Below are 18,825 nucleotides of genomic sequence, written 5' to 3' on the forward strand. Positions count from 1 at the left end.
GGATGTCGCTTTCTACATCCACCGTTGGCCGCCGAATGGAACATGCGGCACCGGCAGCCCCAGAAGTGACGGGCCGACAGCGCTATCGCAGCAGCAGCTTGCCTTCGATGGGCACGTAACGCGACGCCGCGCGAATCAGCGAGTTGGCTGTCAGGCCCGGCGCACCATAGGCCGTCGCCTCGGCGCCGCCAGCGCGCACTCGGTCGAGCAACAGATCGAAGTCGCCATCTCCCGAGGCCAATACAACTTCGTCGACTTGCCCCACCACGTCCAGCACGTCGATGGTGATTCCAACATCCCAGTCGCCCTTGGCCGAGCCGTCGCTGCGTTGGATATACGGTTTTAACTTCACCGTGAAGCCGAGGTTGCGCAGGATCTGCTGGAACTGCTGCTGCTTGGCATCCCCCCGATCGATGGCATAGGCATAGGCCTCCACGATCTCGCCGCGCTCGCTGACCTCGGCCCACAACGCGGAGTAGTTGAAATGGCAGCCGTGAGCCTGGCGCACCGTGTAGTAAAGGTTCTGCACGTCGGCAAACAAGGCGATCTTCTTCACGCGATGACCTGAGCGGAGGAATGGCCAGCCAGTATGGACTGCGATAGCGCGGCTGTCGCCGGCCGGTCGTTTGGGCTCATCAGGCCATTGAAAACGACGTTGGCAATGCTTCGTAAAAACAGTCTGGATCGCCAGCCCGGTCAAATGATTTAGAACACTACCCTCTGCGTCTTCGGCTGCTTTGACTCGCGATGGTCGTTGCACCTCGTCTTGCCTGCCTCGCCTACTTTTTCCAACGGCCTGCTAAAGTGCGCGCCTGGTTTTTCCCACGAGTTGCCGCCCTGCGATGAATGTCCTGTCCATCCTCCGTGACGCCTGGTTCTTCTACTCGCGCAATTTGCTGTCCATTGCACGCCTCTGCCTGCCGCTGATTCTGCTGGAGAGCCTCGCCCGCCTGGCCATCAACCATCTGTTCGGCAAAGGTGCCATGCCGGCACAGGAGCTGCTGATCGGACTCGTCTTCTACCCGCTGTATATCGCCGCTTTGATCCTGTTCCTCGATGCGCGCAGCCGCGGTCATGCACCGCCGCTGCGCGAGGTGATGAGGCGTGCATTGCCGCTATGGCCGTCGATGGCGGTACTGGCTGGGCTGGGCACCTTGCTGATCATGCTCGGCGCCTCGCTGTTCGTGCTGCCGGGGCTGTGGATCATGGTCAAGATCGCCTTTGCCGAATACCTGTTGGTGATGCGCGGCTTGAGTCCGCTGGCGGCACTGAAGGAAAGCTTCCTGCAGACCAGTGGACATTTTCTGCTGATTCTCGGCTGCATCCTCGTCGTGCTGGTGCCGCTGTGGCTTCTGGAAGCCTGGGTGGCCGCACAGTTCTGGGCGGGTGAGACAGCGCCTGGAGCGCTCGCCGTGGTGGTCGACAGTGTGGTTGGGCTGGTGCAGCTGTTGGCGACGGTGGTGCTGTTCCGCTGCTTCATGCTTTGCAGCGAACCGGGCGGCGATCAGAAGCAATAACGTTGATCGGCAAGGCGGCAGACCCCGATTTGACGAACTAGGCTTGGTCTCCACCCGTCAAGGAGGCCGCACCGATGACCGACCAGAACCCCAGCATCCTGTCCCACGTATCCCTCGGCAGCAATCGCTTCGATGAAGCCGCTGCCTTCTACGATCAGATCCTCAGCACGCTCGGGTGTAAGCGCATCATGGCCCATCCGGGCGCGATAGCCTGGGGGCGTGAATACCCTGAGTTCTGGCTGCAAACGCCGATCGATGGCCAACCAGCCAGCATCGGGAACGGCACCCATATCGGTTTCTTCGCAGCGGACAAGGCCTCGGTCGATGCGTTTCATCGCGCCGCGTTGGCTGCCGGAGCCACGGATGAAGGCGCTCCCGGCCCGCGTGAAGAATATGGCGAGCCCTACTATGGCTGCTTCGTGCGCGACCTGGACGGCCACAAGATCGAGGCCGCCTATTGGGACATGAAGCAGGCTCAAGAGCTCTACAGCGACGCGCCGACCGCCTAGCCCGCGCCGGATGAAGTCCGAGCACCGGCCAGCCGCGGCAACAGCAGGTGCTCGAAGGTGCGCGGGAAGCAGCGCGCCACCAGCCGCGCCCGCCAGTCGAGGTTCGACAGCACCAGCAACCGTCGCCGTTTCAACGCGCCTTGATAGATGGATTCCGCCACGTCTTGCGGCGACGCCACGCGCCCCACCGTCAAAACCGGCTGTGGCGCGGTAGAGCCATCGCCAATCAATACGTTCTTGCGCAGATCCGTCGCGGTGTACCCCGGACACACCAGCATCACGTTGACACCGGTATCGGTCAGCTCGCTGCGTAGGGTTTCGAACAAACCATGCAGCGCATGTTTGCTGGCGTTGTAGGCGCCGCGGTCTGGCACCGGCGCGTATTGCGAGAGTGAACTGAGCACGATGATCTGTCCTTCACGGGCGACCAGGCTTGGCATGGCCGCCTGGGTGCAATGCAACGCGCCGTAAAAGTTGACCGCCATGATCCGTTCAAATACCGCCAGGCTGGTGTCGGCGACCCGGCTGCGATGGGTAATACCCGCATTGTTGATCAGCACGTCGATACCGCCGAAGCGCTCCACCACCAGCGCAATGGCCTGCTGCACCGCAGCGGCATCCGACACATCGCAGCGCAGCCCTAGCGCGTCAGCGTTGTGATGGTCTGTAAGGTGCTGTACCAGCCCGTCAATGGCGTTCTGATCGAGGTCGAAGATCACGACCCTGGCACCGGCCTGGGCCATCCGCTCGGCCAGCGCACGGCCGATGCCGGCACAGCCGCCAGTAATCAGCACCACTTTGCGATCAAACACCTTGCTGGTGAATACCTTGCGATACATAGACCTCTCCATCGAGTCATCCGGGTAACCGACCCCGATAGGCACGGTACGCTCTAGCCTCAGCATAGCCAGCCTGTTTTCTATCTGCTGGAGGCATGGTCGCGGCGCCGGTGTGTCGGCGCTCAAATGTCCATTCTGGACAGCCGGGCGCGTGGCGCGCCATGCTTTGCCTACGCGCGAACCACAAGGGGCAGTGAATTACCTTGAAGCGATTATTCTGGATACCGGTTGCAGCGGCTCTGGCGGGGCCTTGCGTTGCCTCGTCCGAGGCGCCGAGAACCCTGACCGTCGGTTACTACGATTTTCCCCCAGCCATTTACAGCGATGCCCAAGGGCGCCCAAGCGGACCCCTGGTCGATCTCACTCGGCGCGTACTCGCCCACGCAGGTTTTCAGGCGCAATTCCGCGGCCTGCCGAGTGCCCGGCTGTACGCAGCCCTGCAGAACGGCACTGTCGATATCTGGCCCGGCGCGCCGGGCAAACCTGAGCTGCAAGCCGACACCCTGGAGGGCCGAGAAACCCTCGCCCAAATCAGCCTCAACCTCTATCACCGGCCCGACACCCCACGCCCGACCATGCCAAGCAGCCTGCGCAAACGCGGCGTCATCATCATCGGTGGCTACAACTACTGGCCACAGGTGAACCAGATGCTGCACGACCCGCAGCTGCAGATTCGCCTACACCGGACGGCCACCCATACCTCAGCATTGGAGATGTTGAAACACCGCCGTGCGGACTATCTGCTCGACTACGAGGTTCCGGTGAGCCAGGCCCTGAATCGCCTCGGCATGGAGGCGCTTCCCCATGTAGAGCTGCATAAGGTCGCCATTCGCTTTATCGTGTCCCGCCACACTGAAGACAGCCAGGCGGTCGTCGATTCACTGGACCGAGCCTATGCCGAGATGACGACGGCCGGGGAAGACCTGAGCCTGCCGGAGGAGTAGCGGCGTTCCAGGGCGAGGCCGCTCGCCAAGGCAGTACCGGCGCATTCCAGTCTTTGCCGAGCGTTTCCCAGGTCCTGCCCGCTGCTCAAGGCGCCTCGCCTGGTTACTGATTCGGCATCAGCAACTCGGGCACCTCACGCCCGGCAACGAACAGCTCGTCGACCAGCCGCGTCACCTCCGCCTCGTTGCGCACGCGGTACCACTTGCCCGCCGGATAGACGCTCAGCGTCGGGCCCTGATCGCACGGGAACTGGCACTGGGTTCGGGTGATGTGCACGCCGCCCTCGCATTCGAGCTTGCCTGCCGCCTTGAGCTTTTCCCGCAGCCCCTTCCACAGCGGCAAGGCGCCGCGACGGGTGCAGCGTGGACCATTGCACAGCAGCACGCGATGCTCATGCAGAGGGATTTTCGACCAGGCGTGCACGGCTGGAAGCGGCGCGACATTGGTACAGGGCAGGTGCAGCTCCGGTCGGTCGATCAGGGCGCAGGCCGCTTCGACGGGCAGCGCCTCCGCAGTACCGATCGCGCTGGCTACGAAAATCTGTTCAGCGCCTTCGAGCTGCATAAGCTCGCTGCGCAGCCAGTCGAGATGAGCGCTGCTGCTCTGCGGCTCGAGGTCGATTACCAATAGCGGCCGACCGCTTTCGCGGACCGTCCGCCAGAGCAGTCCGTAGCCCGAGCCCGTATCGATTACGTCCCGCAGCGCTTGTTCGCCGCGCAGATCGGCCAGACGTGCTCGGAATACTTCGGCGAAAGAACCTGCGGACAGATCGGGGCCGGCGAACAGGACCCGTGCATAGGGTGAAACAGCGGTAGTCATTGGCTCTCTCCTTAGCGGCGCGCAGTCTAGCAGCGACAGCTGAAGGTGAGCGATCAGGCGGTAGCACCACCGGTGATGACGCCAAGAGCCATGAGCGCTGTTTGCAGATCATCCCGGCGCATGAATTCCCGGGTTACTGCCGGGAGCATCGGCCGGCGCAGCAGTAATACCGGCAGGCCGCGCTCGCGGGCCACCTGCAGTTTGGGTTCGGTGGAATCGCCGCCGCTGTTCTTGCTGATCAGTACGTCGCAACTCAACCGTTCGAACAGCTGGCGCTCGCGTTCCAGATCGAACGGGCCGCGGTCACCGATTATTTCCGCGCGATCAGCGGCCGGCTGAGCATCCAGGCAACGCACCGTCCAGTGCTGATGTTTTGGAATCTCGTGTAGGTGCGCCAGCGGCTCGCGTCCAAGCGTGAAGAACGGCCGGCGGAAGGCGCTCATGGCCACGATCAGCTCATCCCAGTCGTTTACCTTGCGCCAATCGTCCCCCTCGCTAGCTTCCCAGGCAGGCCGTCGCAAGGCCCAGCATGGAATTCCGGCCTGCTCCGCCGCGATTGCTGCATTGGCGCTGATCTGCGCCGCGTAGGGGTGCGTGGCATCGACCAGCAGGTCGATGCGTTCGGCCTTGATGAACCCTGCAAGGCCCTGCGCACCGCCAAAGCCGCCCACGCGGACCTGACATTTGAGGTCGTCGGGCACGCGGCCCAGGCCGGCGAGACTGTACACATGGGATGGGCCGAGGCAGCGAGCAAGACGCAAAGCGTCGCCCGTACCGCCGAGCAGCAGGATGCGTTTCATCGCGGTTTCTCGACCTGCAGCAGCGTGATCGGCAGCGCGCCACGCCAGGTGTCGAAACCGCCAAGCGGCTGGGCGTGTGCCACCGACACCCGGGTCAGCTCGCCGCCAATGCGTTCACGCCAGCTCATCAACAGCGCCTCGCTCTGCAGGGTCACGGCGTTGGCCAACAGCCGGCCACCGGGCTTCAGGCTGGCCCAGCAATGTTCGATCACACCCGGAACCGTGACGCCCCCGCCAATGAAGATCGCGTCCGCCTCGGGAAGGTCGGCCAATGCCTCCGGCGCGTGACCGGCCACCAATTTCAATGCGGGAACCCCAAGCGCGTCGCGGTTATGTTCGATATGGGCCTGACGCCCCGCATCGGCCTCTACCGCGATGGCGCGGCAACTGGGATGAGCACGCATCCATTCGATGCCGATAGAGCCGCAGCCGGCGCCGACATCCCAGAGCAGTTCGCCGGGCATGGGTGCGAGGCGGGCCAGGGTCAGCGCCCGCACGTCCCGTTTGGTCAGCTGGCCGTCGTGTCGGTAGAGGTGATCGGCAAGACCGGGTGTGAGCGGCAGGCACTGGGCATCCGCGTCGGGCATGCATTCGACGGCCAGCAGATTCAGATCGGCGATGGCATCGAAGGACCATTCCGTGGCGAGTGAGTCCAGGCGGCGTTCCTTTGCTCCGCCCAGATGCTCAAGCGCGGTCAAACGGCTTGCGCCGAAACCGCGGCTCGCCAGCAACTGCGCCACCTGCGCGGGGCTCGTTCCGTCATTGCACAGGATCAACAGGCGGGCACCGGGAAACATCCGGGCGTTCAGCGCCGCGAGCGGCCTCGCGACCAGGGAAACGACCTCCGTCTCCTGTAATGGCCAGCCAAGGCGCGCCGCCGCCAGAGATACGGACGACGGCGCTGAAAACACGCGCATCTCAGCGGCATCCAGTTGTCGCGCCAAGGTGGCGCCGATGCCATAGAACATCGGATCGCCGCTTGCCAATACGCACAGCGGGGTGCCCCGGCGTGACAGGACCGGGTCAAGACTGAACGGGCTCGGCCAGCGTTCTCCCCGGCCCTGCAGATTGTCGGACAACAGCGCCAGCTGCCGATCACCGCCGATGATGCGTGTTGCCTCATTGAGCGCCTGTCGAGCCGCTTCGCCGAGCCCGGCCCAGCCGTCTTCGCCGATACCCACCACCGTCAACCAGGGCGTCATCCCGCCTCTCCATCACTATGCCAAGCCTTCGTCAGGCGACAGGCTTGGCTGTCGCGTCGTCGGGCAAAGCGGGCATAATAGCGCCTTCGTCGGTGCCCGCCGCGACTACGCCAAGGGCCTAAGAGGGAATACGGAGCGATCTCATGATCGTGACCGAGCTGCCCCCGCAACTGTAAACAGCGAATCCTCCGCACGCATGCCACTGGGAAACCGGGAAGGCCGCGGATGATGATGACCTGTCAGCCAGGAGACCTGCCGACGACGCTGGTCGCGAGTGCCAACATCGGGCGGGGTGTACCGATGCCAACAGAGTTCACCAAACTCTGCCGGTCTGGTCGCCGCGTCTTTAGTTTCAGGTGACACCGTGCGCGACCATGCCTTCCATGACTGAACTGCCCGTTCCACGCCCCAGCGCGTGCCCTGGCCTGCTGCGCATCGTGCAGGCGCTGGACGGCGGCATCTGCCGAATCAAGCTACCCGGCGGCGCGCTTGCCGCGAATCAGGCGCGCGTGATCGCCGAAGTGGCTCAGCACCATGCCAGCGGCGTGCTCGAGCTGACCAACCGCAGCAACCTGCAGATTCGCGGGGTACGGGCCGACGCCGAGCAAGCGCTGATCCGCGCAATGCTGGACGCAAATCTCGGGCCCTCGGTTGCCGACGCTGACGACGTGCGAAACCTCATGCTGAGCCCCGCTGCCGGGCTGGATCGCCAGCAGCACATGGACACCCGCCCCCTGGCCGAAGACTTGCTAACCCTGCTACAGGACAACCGAGCGCTGCACGCCTTGTCCGCCAAGTTCGCCATTCAGCTCGATGGCGGCGAAAGCCTGTGCATGCTGGAGCACGCCCATGACCTCTGGCTGCGCGCCCTTCCCGGCACCCCGCAGCAGCTGGTGTTCGGGCTGGCGGGTTATCCGACCGACAAGCCTATCGGCATGGTCGCTGCGACCGACGCCGTGCAGCTGGTCGAAGCGATCCTGCTGACCTTTCTTGAGTGCGCTGGCCCGGAGCAGAGCCGCATCCGCCAGTTGCTCGAGTCCATCCCGGCCGAAGAACTATTGCGTCGGGTACAGGGGCGCCTGCCCATTGTTCTTTCGCCCGTGCCGGCCAATTGGCAACGGCAGAGCCCAGCGGCAGACGCGCCATTTGGCATCGTCGCGCAACGCCAGCCAGGGCTGGCAATGATTGTGGCCAGCGCGCCGCTGGGGCGGATCGACGCCAGTCAGTTCCTCGCCGTCGCCGAACTGGCACGGGTGCACGGCGATGGCAGCCTGCGACTCACGCCCTGGCAGGGCCTGTTGATTCCAGATGTACAGATCGACGAGGCGGACACCGTACTCACGGCCCTCCAACAAGCTGGACTGCTCACCAGCAGCGCCGCCCCGCTGGCTAACCTGATCGCCTGCACCGGCTCGGCCGGCTGCGCGCGCGGGCTGGCCGACACCAAAAGCGATGCCCTAGAGTTGGCGGCCTGCCTGCAACAGCATGACGCCCGCCCGCAGGTACATCTCAGCGGCTGCTCGCGCTCATGTGCGGCCGCGCATGTCGCACCTTTCACCCTGCTTGCCGTGAGCGACAACCGATACCAGCTGTTCGAGCGCGCGGCGGGTATGGCCGGCTTCGGTCAACCACTTGCCTCACCTATGACCATCGACCAAGCGGGCGCATGGCTCGCCAGCATCACGCAACAGGACGCACCCATGCTTGATTACATCCGCGACGGCCAGGAAATCTACCGGCGCTCCTTCGCCACCATTCGGGCAGAAGCCGACCTCAGTGCGATTCCGCCTGACATGGAAAAACTCGCCGTGCGGGTGATCCACGCCTGTGGAATGGTCGACATCGTCAGCGATCTCGCCTTCTCTCCCGGTGCCGGAGCGGCCGGTCGTGCAGCGCTGCAGGCCGGCGCGCCGATCCTCTGCGATGCCCGCATGGTTGCCGAAGGCATCACCCGGCCGCGCTTGCCAAAGGACAATCCGGTCATCTGCACCTTGCACAACGACGGCGTGCCAGACCTCGCCAAGACGCTCGGGAATACCCGCTCCGCGGCGGCGCTGGAGCACTGGTGTGAGCATCTGGAAGGCAGCGTGGTGGTGATCGGCAATGCCCCGACCGCACTGTTCTACCTGCTGGAAATGCTCGATGCCGGCGCGCCCAAGCCTGCGCTGATCATCGGCATGCCGGTCGGTTTCATCGGCGCGGCGGAATCCAAGGATGCGCTGGCGGCGGACAGCCGCGGCGTGCCCTACGTGGTGGTGCGCGGTCGGCGCGGCGGCAGTGCGATGGCGGTGGCCGCGGTCAACGCCCTTGCCACGGAGGTGGAATGATGGAGGGCAAAGGACGGCTGATCGGCCTGGGCGTAGGCCCGGGCGATCCCGAACTGATCACGCTGAAAGCCCTGCGCCTGCTGCAGAGCGCGGCTGTGGTCGGGTATTTCGTGGCCAAGGCAAAAGCCAGCAAGGGCCAGGGCGGCAACGCCTTCGGCATCATCGAGCAGCACCTGACCGACGGCCAGCAGCGCATGCCGCTGGTCTACCCGGTCACCACCGAAAAGCTCGCGCCGCCGTTCTCCTACGAGGATGTGATCAGCGATTTCTACGACACCTGCGCGGTGCAAATTGCCGCTGAACTCGACGCCGGGCGCGACGTGGCGGTGATCTGCGAAGGCGATCCGTTCTTCTACGGCTCCTACATGTACCTGCACGACCGGCTGGCGGCGGATTATCCAGTCGAGGTTGTGCCGGGCGTCTGCTCGATGCTGGGCTGTACCTCGGTGCTCGGCACGCCGCTGGTCTACCGCAATCAGAGCCTTTCGGTGCTGTCCGGCGTGCTGCCGGAGCCGGAACTCAAGCAACGCCTTCGCGACGCCGAAGCGGCGGTGATCATGAAACTCGGGCGCAATTTCGAAAAGGTCCGTCGCGTACTGCAGGAGCTTGGGCTTGAGCAGCGTGCGCACTACGTCGAACGGGCCACCATGGCCAACCAGAAAATCGTCCCGCTCGATGAAGTGGAGCCGATGTCGTCCCCGTACTTCTCGATGATCCTCGTTCCTGGCGAGAAATGGCGCGGCTAGAAGCCTTCCTCATCACCCGTCTTCCCTGATTTATTGGATGCACTATGCCCGGCCCCGCCACCCCAGCACCCGCCATCGTCGTAATCGGCGCCTCCGCCCTCGAAACCGCCCGACGGATCCAGCGCCTCTACCCAGAGGCGCAGGTCCACGGGCTCCGAGGCCGCACGGACGAGGTCGACAGGCCGTACGAAAACTTCGGCGAACACCTGCGCGCGCTTTATCGAGCCAACACGCCGATCATTGCGCTCTGCGCGGCCGGCATCGTAATTCGCAGTCTGGCCTCGGTGCTCGGCGACAAGGGCGACGAGCCTCCGGTACTGGTGGTCGGTGAAGATGGCAGCGCCGTGGTGCCCTTGCTCGGCGGCCTGGCAGGCGTAAACCGGATGGCCCGGGAGATCGCCGACGCGCTGGAGGTCAACCCGGCCATCACCACCAGCGGCGAGCTGCGCTTCGGCGCCTGCCTGCTCTCCCCTCCGCCCGGCTACGTGCTGGCGGATCTGGAACAAGGCAAGCGATTCGTCAGCGATCTCCTGGCAGGTGCGCCGGTGCGGGTCGAAGGACCTGCGCCCTGGCTGGATGAACTCAGCCTGCCACTCGACCCGAATGCGAAACACCGGGTGACCGTCAGCCCGCTCAGGCAGGACGACGCTTCCACGCTGAGCATTCACCCCCGGCAGGTCGCGATCCATATCGAACACGGCGGCCCGGAACTGTATGCGGAAGTGCAGCAGCTGATTGATGAATCTGGTCTATCCCCGCATAGCCTGGCCTGCCTGATCGCCCCGCCCGACCTTATTACGAGCGCCGAACTGCAACAGGTCGCCAGCCAACTGGACCTGCCGATCCGTTACAGCGATGACGCCGAACAGCTGCCGCCGCAGCACAGCCGCAGCCAGCGCGTGCGTCTGTTAATGGCAGATGGGCTCATCGAGGTTGAGAAGATTGGGCAGCCGCGCGGCTGCCTGACGGTGATCGGCCTCGGTCCCGGCGCACCCGAGTTCATGGTGCCTGCGGCGCGGCAGGCGCTGGACGAGGCGCAAGACTTGCTCGGTTACGAAACCTATATCCGCATGGCCGGCCCGCTACGGCCAGGCCAGGTCAGCCACAGCAGCGACAACCGCGAGGAACTGCAGCGCGCGGGCCACGCCTTCGAGCTCGCCGCCATTGGTCGTCGGGTCGTGGTGATCTCATCCGGCGATCCCGGCGTGTTTGCCATGGCTGCCGCGGTACTGGAAGCGCTGCATGCATCAAGCGACCCGCGCTGGCATGCGGTCGATCTGCAAATCCTGCCGGGCGTTTCTGCAGCCTTGGCGACCGCGGCAAGAGTCGGTGCGCCGCTGGGCCACGATTTTTGCCTGCTCTCACTATCGGACAACCTCAAACCCTGGGCGATGATCGAAAAGCGCCTGGAGCACGCCGCGGCCGCCGATCTTGTGATGGCCTTCTACAATCCCATCTCGAAGGCACGACCCTGGCAGCTCGGCCGGGCGCTGGAGATTCTCCGCCAACAGCGCAGCCCGGAAACCCTGGTAGTGCTGGGCCGCGATGTAGGGCGACCAGCCGAAATGCTGACCGTCACCACGCTTGGTGAACTAGGACCCGAACAAGTGGATATGCGCACGCTGGTCATCATCGGCTCATCGCAGACCTGCCGGTTCGCCAAGCCGGGCGGAGGCGACTGGGTCTACACCCCCAGAAGCTATCCGGCCTCCTGAACCGAGCCCGCGTTTTAGACGTGCTCAATACAGGCAAACCAATTACCCTAGCGACGCTTGATGGTTCTGCCCCAAAGGCAGAGGCAAGAGGGAAGCAGGTACGCCTCAGGGCTATTCCTGCGCTGCCCCCGCAACTGTGAACGGCGAGTTCACCTGCAATGAAGTCACTGGCCTGATCGGCTGGGAAGACGCAGGTGCACGACGACCCGCGAGCCAGGAGACCTGCCATCAGCGTGCCGATCCCGGCGCCTTTCAACCCGCATCCCTCGGAGGGAGAACGATGCATATCGAACCTGGCGTACTCAACGCCGCAAAAATCGTCTTTGCCAACGCTGCTGCCGTTTCGACATTGGCGGTGTTCCTGCCCAAGCTGATGTGGCGGCCGGACATCTGGATCAAGACCCTGCTCGCCGCGCTGTTCTTCTCCATATTCATGGAGGTATTTCACATGCCGGTCGGCGCGTCGGAGCTGCACTTCGTAGGCGCGTCGGCGGTGTACGTGATCTTCGGCTTCGTGCCGACGCTGTTCGGATTCGCCATTGGCTTGCTGCTGCAAGGGCTGCTGTTCGAACCGACCGATCTGGTGCACCTGGCGGTCAACTCACTGTCGCTGATCCTGCCGCTGATCGCTGCCCATGGCCTGCTTGGCCGGCACTTCTTCGCCCAAGGCGGGCGCGTGGTTCGCTGGGCAGAAGTCGTCAAGTTCGACGCGGCCTTCTACGGCGGCGTGGTGCTGATGGTCGGCTTCTGGCTGTCCCTGGGTAACGAACCCACGCCGCTGCAGAATTGGGCGATGTTCGCTGTGTCCTACCTGCCCCTGGTGCTGCTTGAGCCGCTGTTTACCTGCCTGGTCGTACGCACGCTCAAGCGCTTTGCGGACAAGCCGCTGATCAGCCGCTTCACCACGGTCAAAACCCTCGCGACCGCCTGATCAGGCCAAGCCCAGCGCTGACGATCAGTCCTCGTCAGCGCTGCGGCGACGCAACAGGTAGCTGTCCATCATCCAGCCATGCCGCTCGCGGAGCGCGGCGCGGGTGCTGCGGATCTCTTCCGCAACCTCCCCTACCTTTCCGGCAATCAGCACTTCATCCGCGGTGCCGACATACGCCCCCCAGTAGATATCCATCTCCTGATCGACGAACAGGCAATAGGTGTCCCGCGCATCAAGCATCACCAGCACGCTATCAAGCCCCTCGGGAAAGCCCTCGGCCAGTCGCCGGGCCGGCATGACCTGAAAGGCCTGGCCGATGCTGTTGAAGCAGACCTTATGCCGGGCCGCTAGCGCCTGCAGACTGGTGATGCCCGGAATCACCTCGTAGGTGATGGGCTCCGGACTGGCTTGCACGATGTCCTCGACGATACGCAGCGTGCTGTCATACAGCGCCGGGTCGCCCCAGACCAGAAAACCGCCCACCTCGCCCTCGGCCAGTTCGTGGTGAACCATCTGCTCGAACACCCGCTGTTTGTCCTGATTAAGGTCGACGACGCTGGCCCGGTAATCAGCGACGCCTCGAACGCGCTCGGGGCATTCCGCCTCGACGAAGCGATACCCCGCCGTTTCGATGAAGCGTTCGCAAATGTGCTTGCGCAGGTGGATGAGCGAGTCCTTCGAGGCGCCCTTGTCCATCAGAAAAAACACGTCGACACGGTTCAGCGCCTTGATTGCCTGAACCGTCATGAAGTCGGGATCACCTGCGCCAATGCCGATAATCAATAGGGTTTTCACGGATTCCGGCTCCATTGCGCTCAGGGTTTGTTGTTCAAAGTTTGTCATTGAGGGCCGCGAGCGTATCGATGTGTCGATACTCCGCGCCCAGTTGTTCGGCCAATTGCCGTGCCCTACCTAGGCGAATAGGCGAGCTCTCGATATCCACCAGCAGCGCCGGGCAACGGGTCGGGTTCAGAGCCCCAGCGTCACGCAGCCGGCCATCCGTGAGGATCAGCAGTCGATGCTGCTCGGCGGGCTTCAGGCGTTGTCGACGCGTCTGCCAATCCGCCGCCTGCTGCAGTGCGTCCAGCAACGGCGTACCGCCTCCGGCACCAAGATCAGCCAGCCATTGCTGCTGTGCAGCTGAAACCTTGCGACCCGGCCACACCCAATCGGCGCGCGTTCCGTTGGCCTGCATCAGGGCCAAGCGGACACGCTGACGCCGTGCCTGCTCGAAGACCTCACCGAGCAGGCCCTTGGCCTTGCTCAGCGCGCCATGTCGACGCGTCGAGCCCGAAGCATCTACGATCACCAGCCACAGCTCGCTTGCCCGGAGGCTGCGGGGGCGCATCACCAGATCTTCACGGCGTTGCGGTCGCCCGTTGAGCAAGAAGGTGGCTGCCCAGTCGATCCGTCCCGCTGCACCACTGCGAGCGGCGCCCTGCCGACCACCGTTCAGGCTGCCCGGTGCTGCTCGTGCATCCGCGCCGCGGGCGCTGGGTGGGCGGATGCTCAGGACTTTTTTGGCCATTGCGGCGGCTCTCGACGAGCGCCAACGGGCTGTGCCAGGGCCGGCAACTGCCCCCAGTCACCTGCTCCCTCGTTTTGCTGCCGAGGCGCGCCGGGCTGGTCAGGCTCGCGTGGGGGCGGTGATTGCGGAGTCGATGAAGGAGGCGCTGCCTGGCGCTGACGATGGCGCAGCACGAAACCGGCGACGGCCTCGATGTCTTGATCCTCGATTCGAGCCGAGGCGCGCCAGGCCGCATGAGCACGGGCCGCGCGCAGCCAGACCAGATCCGCGCGCAAACCATCAACCTGAGCTGCAAAGCAGCGCTGACTGATCTGCTCCAGTGCAGCATCGTCCAGCGGGATGTCCAGCAAGAGTGTCCGAGCGCTCTGGCAGCGCGCGCGTAAAGCCTCCTGCTCGGCCGACCAGCTGGACAGGAATCCGTCGGGATCGGCATCGAAACCCAGCCGCCGGCGCACGATTTCCGATCGCTGGGCGGGCTGCGGCTGGGCATCAAGCGCAACGTTCAAGCCGAAGCGGTCGAGCAGCTGCGGACGCAGCTCGCCTTCCTCTCCGTTCATGGTGCCAATGAGGACGAAGCGCGACGCGTGGCGATGGGACACGCCGTCACGTTCGACGTGATTGACGCCGCTGGAGGCTGCATCGAGCAACAGGTCGACCAGATGGTCCGGCAACAGATTGACCTCATCGACGTAGAGCACGCCGCCATCGGCCTTGGCCAGTAAGCCGGGGGAAAACTCGGCGCGCCCCTCGCCCAATGCGGCATCGAGGTCCAGCGAGCCGACGATGCGTTCCTCACTGGCGCCCAGCGGCAAGGTGACGAACTGGCCGCTCGGCAGCAGGTCCGCCAGCCCGCGCGCCAGGGTCGACTTGGCCATGCCGCGAGGGCCTTCGATCAACACCCCGCCAATCGCCGGATCGATCGCGGCCAGACACAGGGCCAACTTCAGATCGTCGGCACCCACCACGGCGGCCAGGGGAAAGTGACTATCGGGCATGGAAGGCATCCGTAGGGGCAAAGAGGAATATGTAGGGTGGGTTAGCGGCGCAGAACTCGGGACAACGATACGCAAGCGATCGTGACGCGCCGCGTAACCCACCACGCGATGGCACGTGCTGCAGCGATGGCGGGTTACGCCACGTCGATATCATGCTGGCATAGGACAAGCGAGACTCGCGGCTGGCCCATTTCGGTGGCTCGAAGCAAATGCGCCTGCTCATGATTCCTCGCTGTCGATCAGCAGGTTTTCCAGGGCTTCTCGATACTCGCCCGGCTCTTCCCAGAGCCCGCGTTGCTGAGCTTCCAACAGACGTTCGAGGATGTCTTTCAGCGCCTCGGGATTGTGCTGCTGGATAAACTCCCGGGTATCGCGGTCCAGCGCGTAGGCATCGGCCAGCAGCGCGTACTGGTGATCATCGATCAGCTCGGTCGTGGCATCGAAGGCGAACAGGTAATCCACCGTGGCCGCCAGTTCGAAGGCGCCCTTGTAGCCGTGCCGCTTCATGCCGGCGATCCACTTGGGGTTGGCCGCACGCGAACGCACCACCCGCCCGAGCTCTTCCTTGAGGCTGCGAATTCGGGGGTTGTCCGGCTGGCTGTTGTCGCCGTGGTAACTCGCGACCGATCCGCTGCGCAGGGTCTCGGCGGCGGCCAGCATGCCGCCCTGAAACTGGTAGTAGTCGTTGGAATCGAGAATGTCGTGTTCGCGGTTGTCCTGGTTCTGCAGCACGGCCTGAACCTGCTGCAGCCGCTCGGCGAAGCGCGCCCGCGCCGGCAGGCCTTCGGCATCCTTGCCGTAGGCGTAGCCGCCCCAGTTCAGGTACACCTCGGCCAGGTCTTCGCGGCTCTGCCAACGCCGATCATCAATGACGTTCTGCACGCCCGCGCCGTAAGCACCCGGCATCGAGCCGAAGATTCTCCAGCCGGCCTGGCGCCGCGCTTCCGGCTCATCAAGGCCGCCGTCTTCAAGTTCGAGCGATTCGCGCCAGACCCGGGCCGACAGCGGGTTCATGTCCTCTGGTTCGTCGAGGTCGGCCACCGCTTGCACCGCTTCGTCGAAGATGCGGATGAGGTTAGCGAAGGCGTCACGGAAGAAGCCGGACACTCGCAGCGTGACATCCACCCGCGGCCGACCCAGCTCTTCTAGCGGCACGATCTCAAAGCGCTCCAGACGGCCACTGCCTGATTGCCAGACCGGTCGCACGCCCAGCAGCGCCATGGCCTGGGCGATATCGTCGCCGCCGGTGCGCATGGTCGCGGTGCCCCACATGGACAGGCCTAGCTGCCGCAGATAATCACCGTGATCCTGCATGTGCCGTTCGAGCAGCCGCTCGGTCGCCTGCACGCCGATTCGCCAGGCCGTAGGCGTCGGCAGGTTGCGCACATCGACGGTGTAGAAATTACGCCCCGTCGGCAGCACATCGATACGTCCCCGGCTCGGCGCACCACTGGGACCAGCAGGGACGAAACGGCCCTGCAATGCGGCCAGCAATCCGGCCATTTCTTTGCTCCCACAGCTGTCAAGCAATGGCGCGATCCGGCCTCGCAGCTGCTGCACCACGTCACGACTGGCGGGCCCGACACCTGCGGATTCGCTTTCGATCATCTGCAGCGCAAGCAGCTCCAGCCGCTCACGGGTATCGCCCGCGGTGCGCCAGAGACTGGCGTCGCAGTGTGCCAAGGGGTCCGGACGCGGCCCGTGCCAGGGCGCCGCCATGTCGCAATCGATGGGATCGAAGCCCAGGGCCAGATCATCGGCCAGGGCGCGCAACAGACTTGCATTGGCGCCCTGCCCGTCACCGCGCGGAATACGCAGCAGCGCGAGCAAGGTGTCGCGCCGCAGTTGCCCGCCGGGAGACTCGCCGAAGACGTGCAAACCATCGCGTATCTGGGACTCTTTCAGGTCGCAGAGGTAGGCATCAAGCTGCGGCAGCCAGCTGTTGGGATCGTCGCTGAGCTGCAGCCCCAGCTCGCGGTCCAGATTGGCCGCACGCACCAGCACCAGGATCTCGCTGCGCAGTTCCGCCGCACGGCGCAGGTCGAGCTGGCTTGCTTCGTAATACTCGTCGGCCAAACGTTCGATATCGCGCAGCGGGCCGTAACTTTCGGCGCGGGTCAGCGGCGGCATCAGGTGATCGATGATCACCGCCTGTGTGCGCCGCTTGGCCTGAGCGCCCTCGCCCGGGTCGTTGACGATGAAGGGATAGATATTAGGCATGGCGCCGAGCACCACGTCCGGCCAGCAGCTGTCGGACAGACCGACGCTCTTGCCGGGCAGCCATTCGAGATTGCCATGCTTGCCGACGTGGATGACCGCATCGGCGCCGTAGACTTCGCGCAGCCAGCCATAGAATGCGAGATAGCCATGCGGCGGCACCAGATCGGGATCGTGATACATCGCCGCCGCATCCAGCTGATAGCCGCGCGCCGGCTGGATGCCGACGAAGGTCGAACCGAAGCGAAGCCCGGCGATCATCAGCCGGCCGGCGCGAAACATCGGGTCCTGTTCGGGCGTGCCCCAGCGATCGATCACCGCCTGCTGATTGGCGGCCGGCAACTGCTCGAAAAAGGCCCGGTATTCCTCCATTGCCAAACTCTGCGCGCAAGGTCGCAGATCCAGGTTGTCGAGATCATTGGTGACCCCACCGAGCAGCTGGTGGATCAGCGCGGTGCCGCTCTCTGGCAGATCGGCGACCGGATACCCCTGCGCCTTCAGCGCGTGGAGGATGTTCAGCGCGGCGGCCGGGGTATCCAGGCCGACGCCGTTACCGATGCGGCCGTCGCGTGTGGGGTAGTTGGCCAGGATCAGGGCGACGCGCTTGTCACTGTTCGGCAGCCGCGCCAGCCGGGTCCAGCGCCAGGCCAGCTCTGCCACGTGGTCCATGCCCGGCAGATGCGGCTGGTAGCAGATCACGTCGCTTTGGCTGCGCTCGCTGCGCCACGCCAGGCCCTTGAAGCTGATGGGTCGGGTGATCAGCCGGCCGTCCAGCTCCGGCAGCACGACATGCATCGCCAGGTCACGCGAGCCCAGACCCTGGGCATTGGCCTGCCACTGTTCATGATTGTCCAGCGCGCAGATGGCCTGCAGCACTGGGACGTCCAGCCGAAACGGCCGCAGGTTTGGCGCGTCCGGGCTGGACTGGGCAAAGCCTGTGGTGTTGATGATCACCCCGGCGGCGCTCTGCTCCAGCCAGGCTTCGACCTGCGTGAGGCAGGCAGCCTCCTTCAGGCTGGCTACGGCGATGGGCAACGGATTGAGCCCTTGCGCCTGCAACCGCTCACAGAAGGTGTCGATAAAGCCGGTGTTCGCCGCCTGCACCTGGGTGCGATAGAAGATCAGCCCAACCACCGGGGCGTTCGCTTGCCAGTCGCGCTGCCAATCAGCCAGCGCCGCGGATGAATGATGAGGGTGATAGATCGCTACACGAGCCAGCGCCTCTGGCTCGTGCCAGGCATAGTCACGGCCCAGCCAACGGTTGGCAATGCAATGGAAAAACTGCCGCGCGTTGTCCAAACCACCCTGGCGCAGAAACTGCCACAGCCGATGGCTATCCTCGGCTGGAACGTTGCTCAGCTCGCTCAGCTCGGGATCGGCACAGTCATCGCCCGGGACCATGATGACGGTAGCGCCGCGCTGACCCAGCTCCACCAGCCGCTCGATCCCGTAGCGCCAGTAACTGACGCCACCGTGCACGGAAATCAGGATGACCTTTGCATGCTGCAACACCTGCTCGACATAGAAGTCGATCGACGCGTTGTTGCCCAACTGCGCCGGGCTCGCCAGCCGCAGGCTGGGGTAGTCCTCGGGCAGCTGGCCGGCCACCTCGGCAAGCAGTGACAGGTGTGAATCCCCCGTGCACAGCACGACGATTTCCCCAGGCGTCTGGCCCAGGTCGGCAATGCTGTCGGCCGGCAATTGCTGGCCGGGCTGGGTTCGCAGCAGATGCACG

General features: G+C 64.5%; 16 protein-coding genes, 1 pseudogene and 2 riboswitches. Of the genes and pseudogenes, 8 read left to right on the plus strand and 9 right to left on the minus strand.

Features of this window, described 5'->3' with window-relative positions; translation table 11 throughout:
* Positions 1–82 precede the first annotated feature (82 nt).
* Complete coding sequence (locus tag ACQKEK_RS06605; protein ID WP_128120768.1) at positions 83–556, minus strand: NYN domain-containing protein; 474 nt, start codon at positions 554–556, stop codon at positions 83–85.
* 286 nt (positions 557–842) lie between these two features.
* Here ACQKEK_RS06605 and ACQKEK_RS06610 point away from each other — a divergent pair, with 286 nt between their 5' ends.
* Positions 843–1,517 carry a hypothetical protein gene (locus ACQKEK_RS06610; RefSeq protein WP_499141689.1) on the plus strand — a complete coding sequence of 225 codons (675 nt, stop codon included), beginning with the start codon at positions 843–845 and terminating at the stop codon, positions 1,515–1,517.
* A 74-nt stretch (positions 1,518–1,591) separates the two neighbouring features.
* Positions 1,592–2,026 carry a VOC family protein gene (locus ACQKEK_RS06615; RefSeq protein ID WP_499141690.1) on the plus strand — a complete coding sequence of 145 codons (435 nt, stop codon included), beginning with the start codon at positions 1,592–1,594 and terminating at the stop codon, positions 2,024–2,026.
* Here ACQKEK_RS06615 and ACQKEK_RS06620 read toward each other — a convergent pair.
* Positions 2,023–2,865, minus strand: a complete 843-nt coding sequence (locus ACQKEK_RS06620) for an SDR family oxidoreductase (protein ID WP_045424236.1) — start codon at positions 2,863–2,865, stop codon at positions 2,023–2,025. The two genes, ACQKEK_RS06615 and ACQKEK_RS06620, sit on opposite strands and share 4 nt — an antisense overlap.
* A 203-nt stretch (positions 2,866–3,068) precedes the next feature.
* On the opposite strand from ACQKEK_RS06620, the gene ACQKEK_RS06625 reads away from it, so the two are divergent.
* A complete protein-coding gene (locus ACQKEK_RS06625; RefSeq protein ID WP_499141691.1) occupies positions 3,069–3,809 on the plus strand; it encodes a substrate-binding periplasmic protein in 741 nt (246 codons plus the stop codon).
* A 103-nt stretch (positions 3,810–3,912) separates the two neighbouring features.
* Here ACQKEK_RS06625 and ACQKEK_RS06630 read toward each other — a convergent pair whose 3' ends face one another.
* Genes ACQKEK_RS06630 through cbiE form a run of 3 tightly spaced genes read right to left on the minus strand, consistent with a single transcriptional unit; the run spans position 3,913 to position 6,631 of the window.
* On the minus strand, positions 3,913–4,629 hold the full coding sequence (locus ACQKEK_RS06630; RefSeq protein WP_499141692.1) for a (2Fe-2S) ferredoxin domain-containing protein: 717 nt from the start codon (positions 4,627–4,629) through the stop codon (positions 3,913–3,915).
* Positions 4,630–4,682: 53 nt separating this feature from the next.
* Positions 4,683–5,429 (minus strand): cobalt-precorrin-6A reductase, encoded by a 747-nt coding sequence (locus tag ACQKEK_RS06635; protein WP_499141693.1) that lies wholly within the window; start codon positions 5,427–5,429, stop codon positions 4,683–4,685.
* Complete coding sequence (gene cbiE, locus ACQKEK_RS06640; protein WP_499141694.1) at positions 5,426–6,631, minus strand: precorrin-6y C5,15-methyltransferase (decarboxylating) subunit CbiE; 1,206 nt, start codon at positions 6,629–6,631, stop codon at positions 5,426–5,428. The genes ACQKEK_RS06635 and cbiE overlap by 4 nt, the downstream gene beginning before the upstream one ends.
* A 73-nt stretch (positions 6,632–6,704) precedes the next feature.
* A riboswitch (cobalamin riboswitch) is annotated at positions 6,705–6,905 on the plus strand.
* A gap of 100 nt (positions 6,906–7,005) precedes the next feature.
* Here cbiE and cobG point away from each other — a divergent pair.
* The 5 genes and pseudogenes from cobG to ACQKEK_RS06665 all read left to right on the plus strand — a co-directional run.
* Positions 7,006–8,322 (plus strand): annotated as a pseudogene (gene cobG / locus ACQKEK_RS06645) (precorrin-3B synthase); the annotation flags it as partial.
* Between the two features lie 9 nt (positions 8,323–8,331).
* The gene (locus ACQKEK_RS06650) at positions 8,332–8,958 is read left to right on the plus strand and encodes a precorrin-8X methylmutase (RefSeq protein WP_499142219.1); all 627 of its coding nucleotides are present in this window, start codon (positions 8,332–8,334) and stop codon (positions 8,956–8,958) included.
* On the plus strand, positions 8,955–9,704 hold the full coding sequence (locus ACQKEK_RS06655) for a precorrin-2 C(20)-methyltransferase (protein ID WP_499141695.1): 750 nt from the start codon (positions 8,955–8,957) through the stop codon (positions 9,702–9,704). Before ACQKEK_RS06650 ends, ACQKEK_RS06655 begins: the two co-directional genes overlap by 4 nt.
* A 44-nt stretch (positions 9,705–9,748) precedes the next feature.
* A complete protein-coding gene (cobJ, locus tag ACQKEK_RS06660) occupies positions 9,749–11,419 on the plus strand; it encodes a precorrin-3B C(17)-methyltransferase (protein ID WP_499141696.1) in 1,671 nt (556 codons plus the stop codon).
* 44 nt (positions 11,420–11,463) lie between these two features.
* Positions 11,464–11,663, plus strand: a riboswitch (cobalamin riboswitch).
* Between the two features lie 36 nt (positions 11,664–11,699).
* A complete protein-coding gene (locus ACQKEK_RS06665; protein WP_499141697.1) occupies positions 11,700–12,350 on the plus strand; it encodes an energy-coupling factor ABC transporter permease in 651 nt (216 codons plus the stop codon).
* A 24-nt stretch (positions 12,351–12,374) separates the two neighbouring features.
* Here the strand turns inward: ACQKEK_RS06665 and cobF are convergent, their stop codons facing one another.
* The 4 genes from cobF to cobN all read right to left on the minus strand — a co-directional run bounded on the left by cobF (position 12,375) and on the right by cobN (position 18,824).
* On the minus strand, positions 12,375–13,145 hold the full coding sequence (gene cobF, locus ACQKEK_RS06670; protein WP_499141698.1) for a precorrin-6A synthase (deacetylating): 771 nt from the start codon (positions 13,143–13,145) through the stop codon (positions 12,375–12,377).
* A 34-nt stretch (positions 13,146–13,179) separates the two neighbouring features.
* On the minus strand, positions 13,180–13,878 hold the full coding sequence (locus ACQKEK_RS06675) for a vWA domain-containing protein (protein WP_499141699.1): 699 nt from the start codon (positions 13,876–13,878) through the stop codon (positions 13,180–13,182).
* Positions 13,860–14,873: a magnesium chelatase ATPase subunit I gene (locus tag ACQKEK_RS06680; protein ID WP_499141700.1), complete on the minus strand. Its 1,014-nt coding sequence runs from the start codon at positions 14,871–14,873 to the stop codon at positions 13,860–13,862. Before ACQKEK_RS06680 ends, ACQKEK_RS06675 begins: the two co-directional genes overlap by 19 nt.
* A gap of 219 nt (positions 14,874–15,092) precedes the next feature.
* Positions 15,093–18,824 carry a cobaltochelatase subunit CobN gene (gene cobN, locus ACQKEK_RS06685; RefSeq protein ID WP_499141701.1) on the minus strand — a complete coding sequence of 1,244 codons (3,732 nt, stop codon included), beginning with the start codon at positions 18,822–18,824 and terminating at the stop codon, positions 15,093–15,095.
* Position 18,825 lies beyond the last annotated feature (1 nt).

Source organism: Pseudomonas sp. NPDC077408, from assembly GCF_050269105.1.
Taxonomy (GTDB): Bacteria; Pseudomonadota; Gammaproteobacteria; order Pseudomonadales; family Pseudomonadaceae; genus Stutzerimonas.

What these genes read in the sequence shown, in the direction of transcription:
- ACQKEK_RS06610 (WP_499141689.1), top strand. Translation starts at nt 843, where the DNA reads ATGAATGTCCTGTCCATCCTCCGTGACGCCTGGTTCTTCTACTCGCGC.
- ACQKEK_RS06615 (WP_499141690.1), top strand. Translation starts at nt 1,592, where the DNA reads ATGACCGACCAGAACCCCAGCATCCTGTCCCACGTATCCCTCGGCAGC.
- ACQKEK_RS06620 (WP_045424236.1), bottom strand. Translation starts at nt 2,865, where the DNA reads ATGTATCGCAAGGTATTCACCAGCAAGGTGTTTGATCGCAAAGTGGTG.
- ACQKEK_RS06630 (WP_499141692.1), bottom strand. Translation starts at nt 4,629, where the DNA reads ATGACTACCGCTGTTTCACCCTATGCACGGGTCCTGTTCGCCGGCCCC.
- ACQKEK_RS06635 (WP_499141693.1), bottom strand. Translation starts at nt 5,429, where the DNA reads ATGAAACGCATCCTGCTGCTCGGCGGTACGGGCGACGCTTTGCGTCTT.
- cbiE (WP_499141694.1), bottom strand. Translation starts at nt 6,631, where the DNA reads ATGACGCCCTGGTTGACGGTGGTGGGTATCGGCGAAGACGGCTGGGCC.
- ACQKEK_RS06650 (WP_499142219.1), top strand. Translation starts at nt 8,332, where the DNA reads ATGCTTGATTACATCCGCGACGGCCAGGAAATCTACCGGCGCTCCTTC.
- ACQKEK_RS06655 (WP_499141695.1), top strand. Translation starts at nt 8,955, where the DNA reads ATGATGGAGGGCAAAGGACGGCTGATCGGCCTGGGCGTAGGCCCGGGC.
- cobJ (WP_499141696.1), top strand. Translation starts at nt 9,749, where the DNA reads ATGCCCGGCCCCGCCACCCCAGCACCCGCCATCGTCGTAATCGGCGCC.
- ACQKEK_RS06665 (WP_499141697.1), top strand. Translation starts at nt 11,700, where the DNA reads ATGCATATCGAACCTGGCGTACTCAACGCCGCAAAAATCGTCTTTGCC.
- ACQKEK_RS06675 (WP_499141699.1), bottom strand. Translation starts at nt 13,878, where the DNA reads ATGGCCAAAAAAGTCCTGAGCATCCGCCCACCCAGCGCCCGCGGCGCG.
- ACQKEK_RS06680 (WP_499141700.1), bottom strand. Translation starts at nt 14,873, where the DNA reads ATGCCCGATAGTCACTTTCCCCTGGCCGCCGTGGTGGGTGCCGACGAT.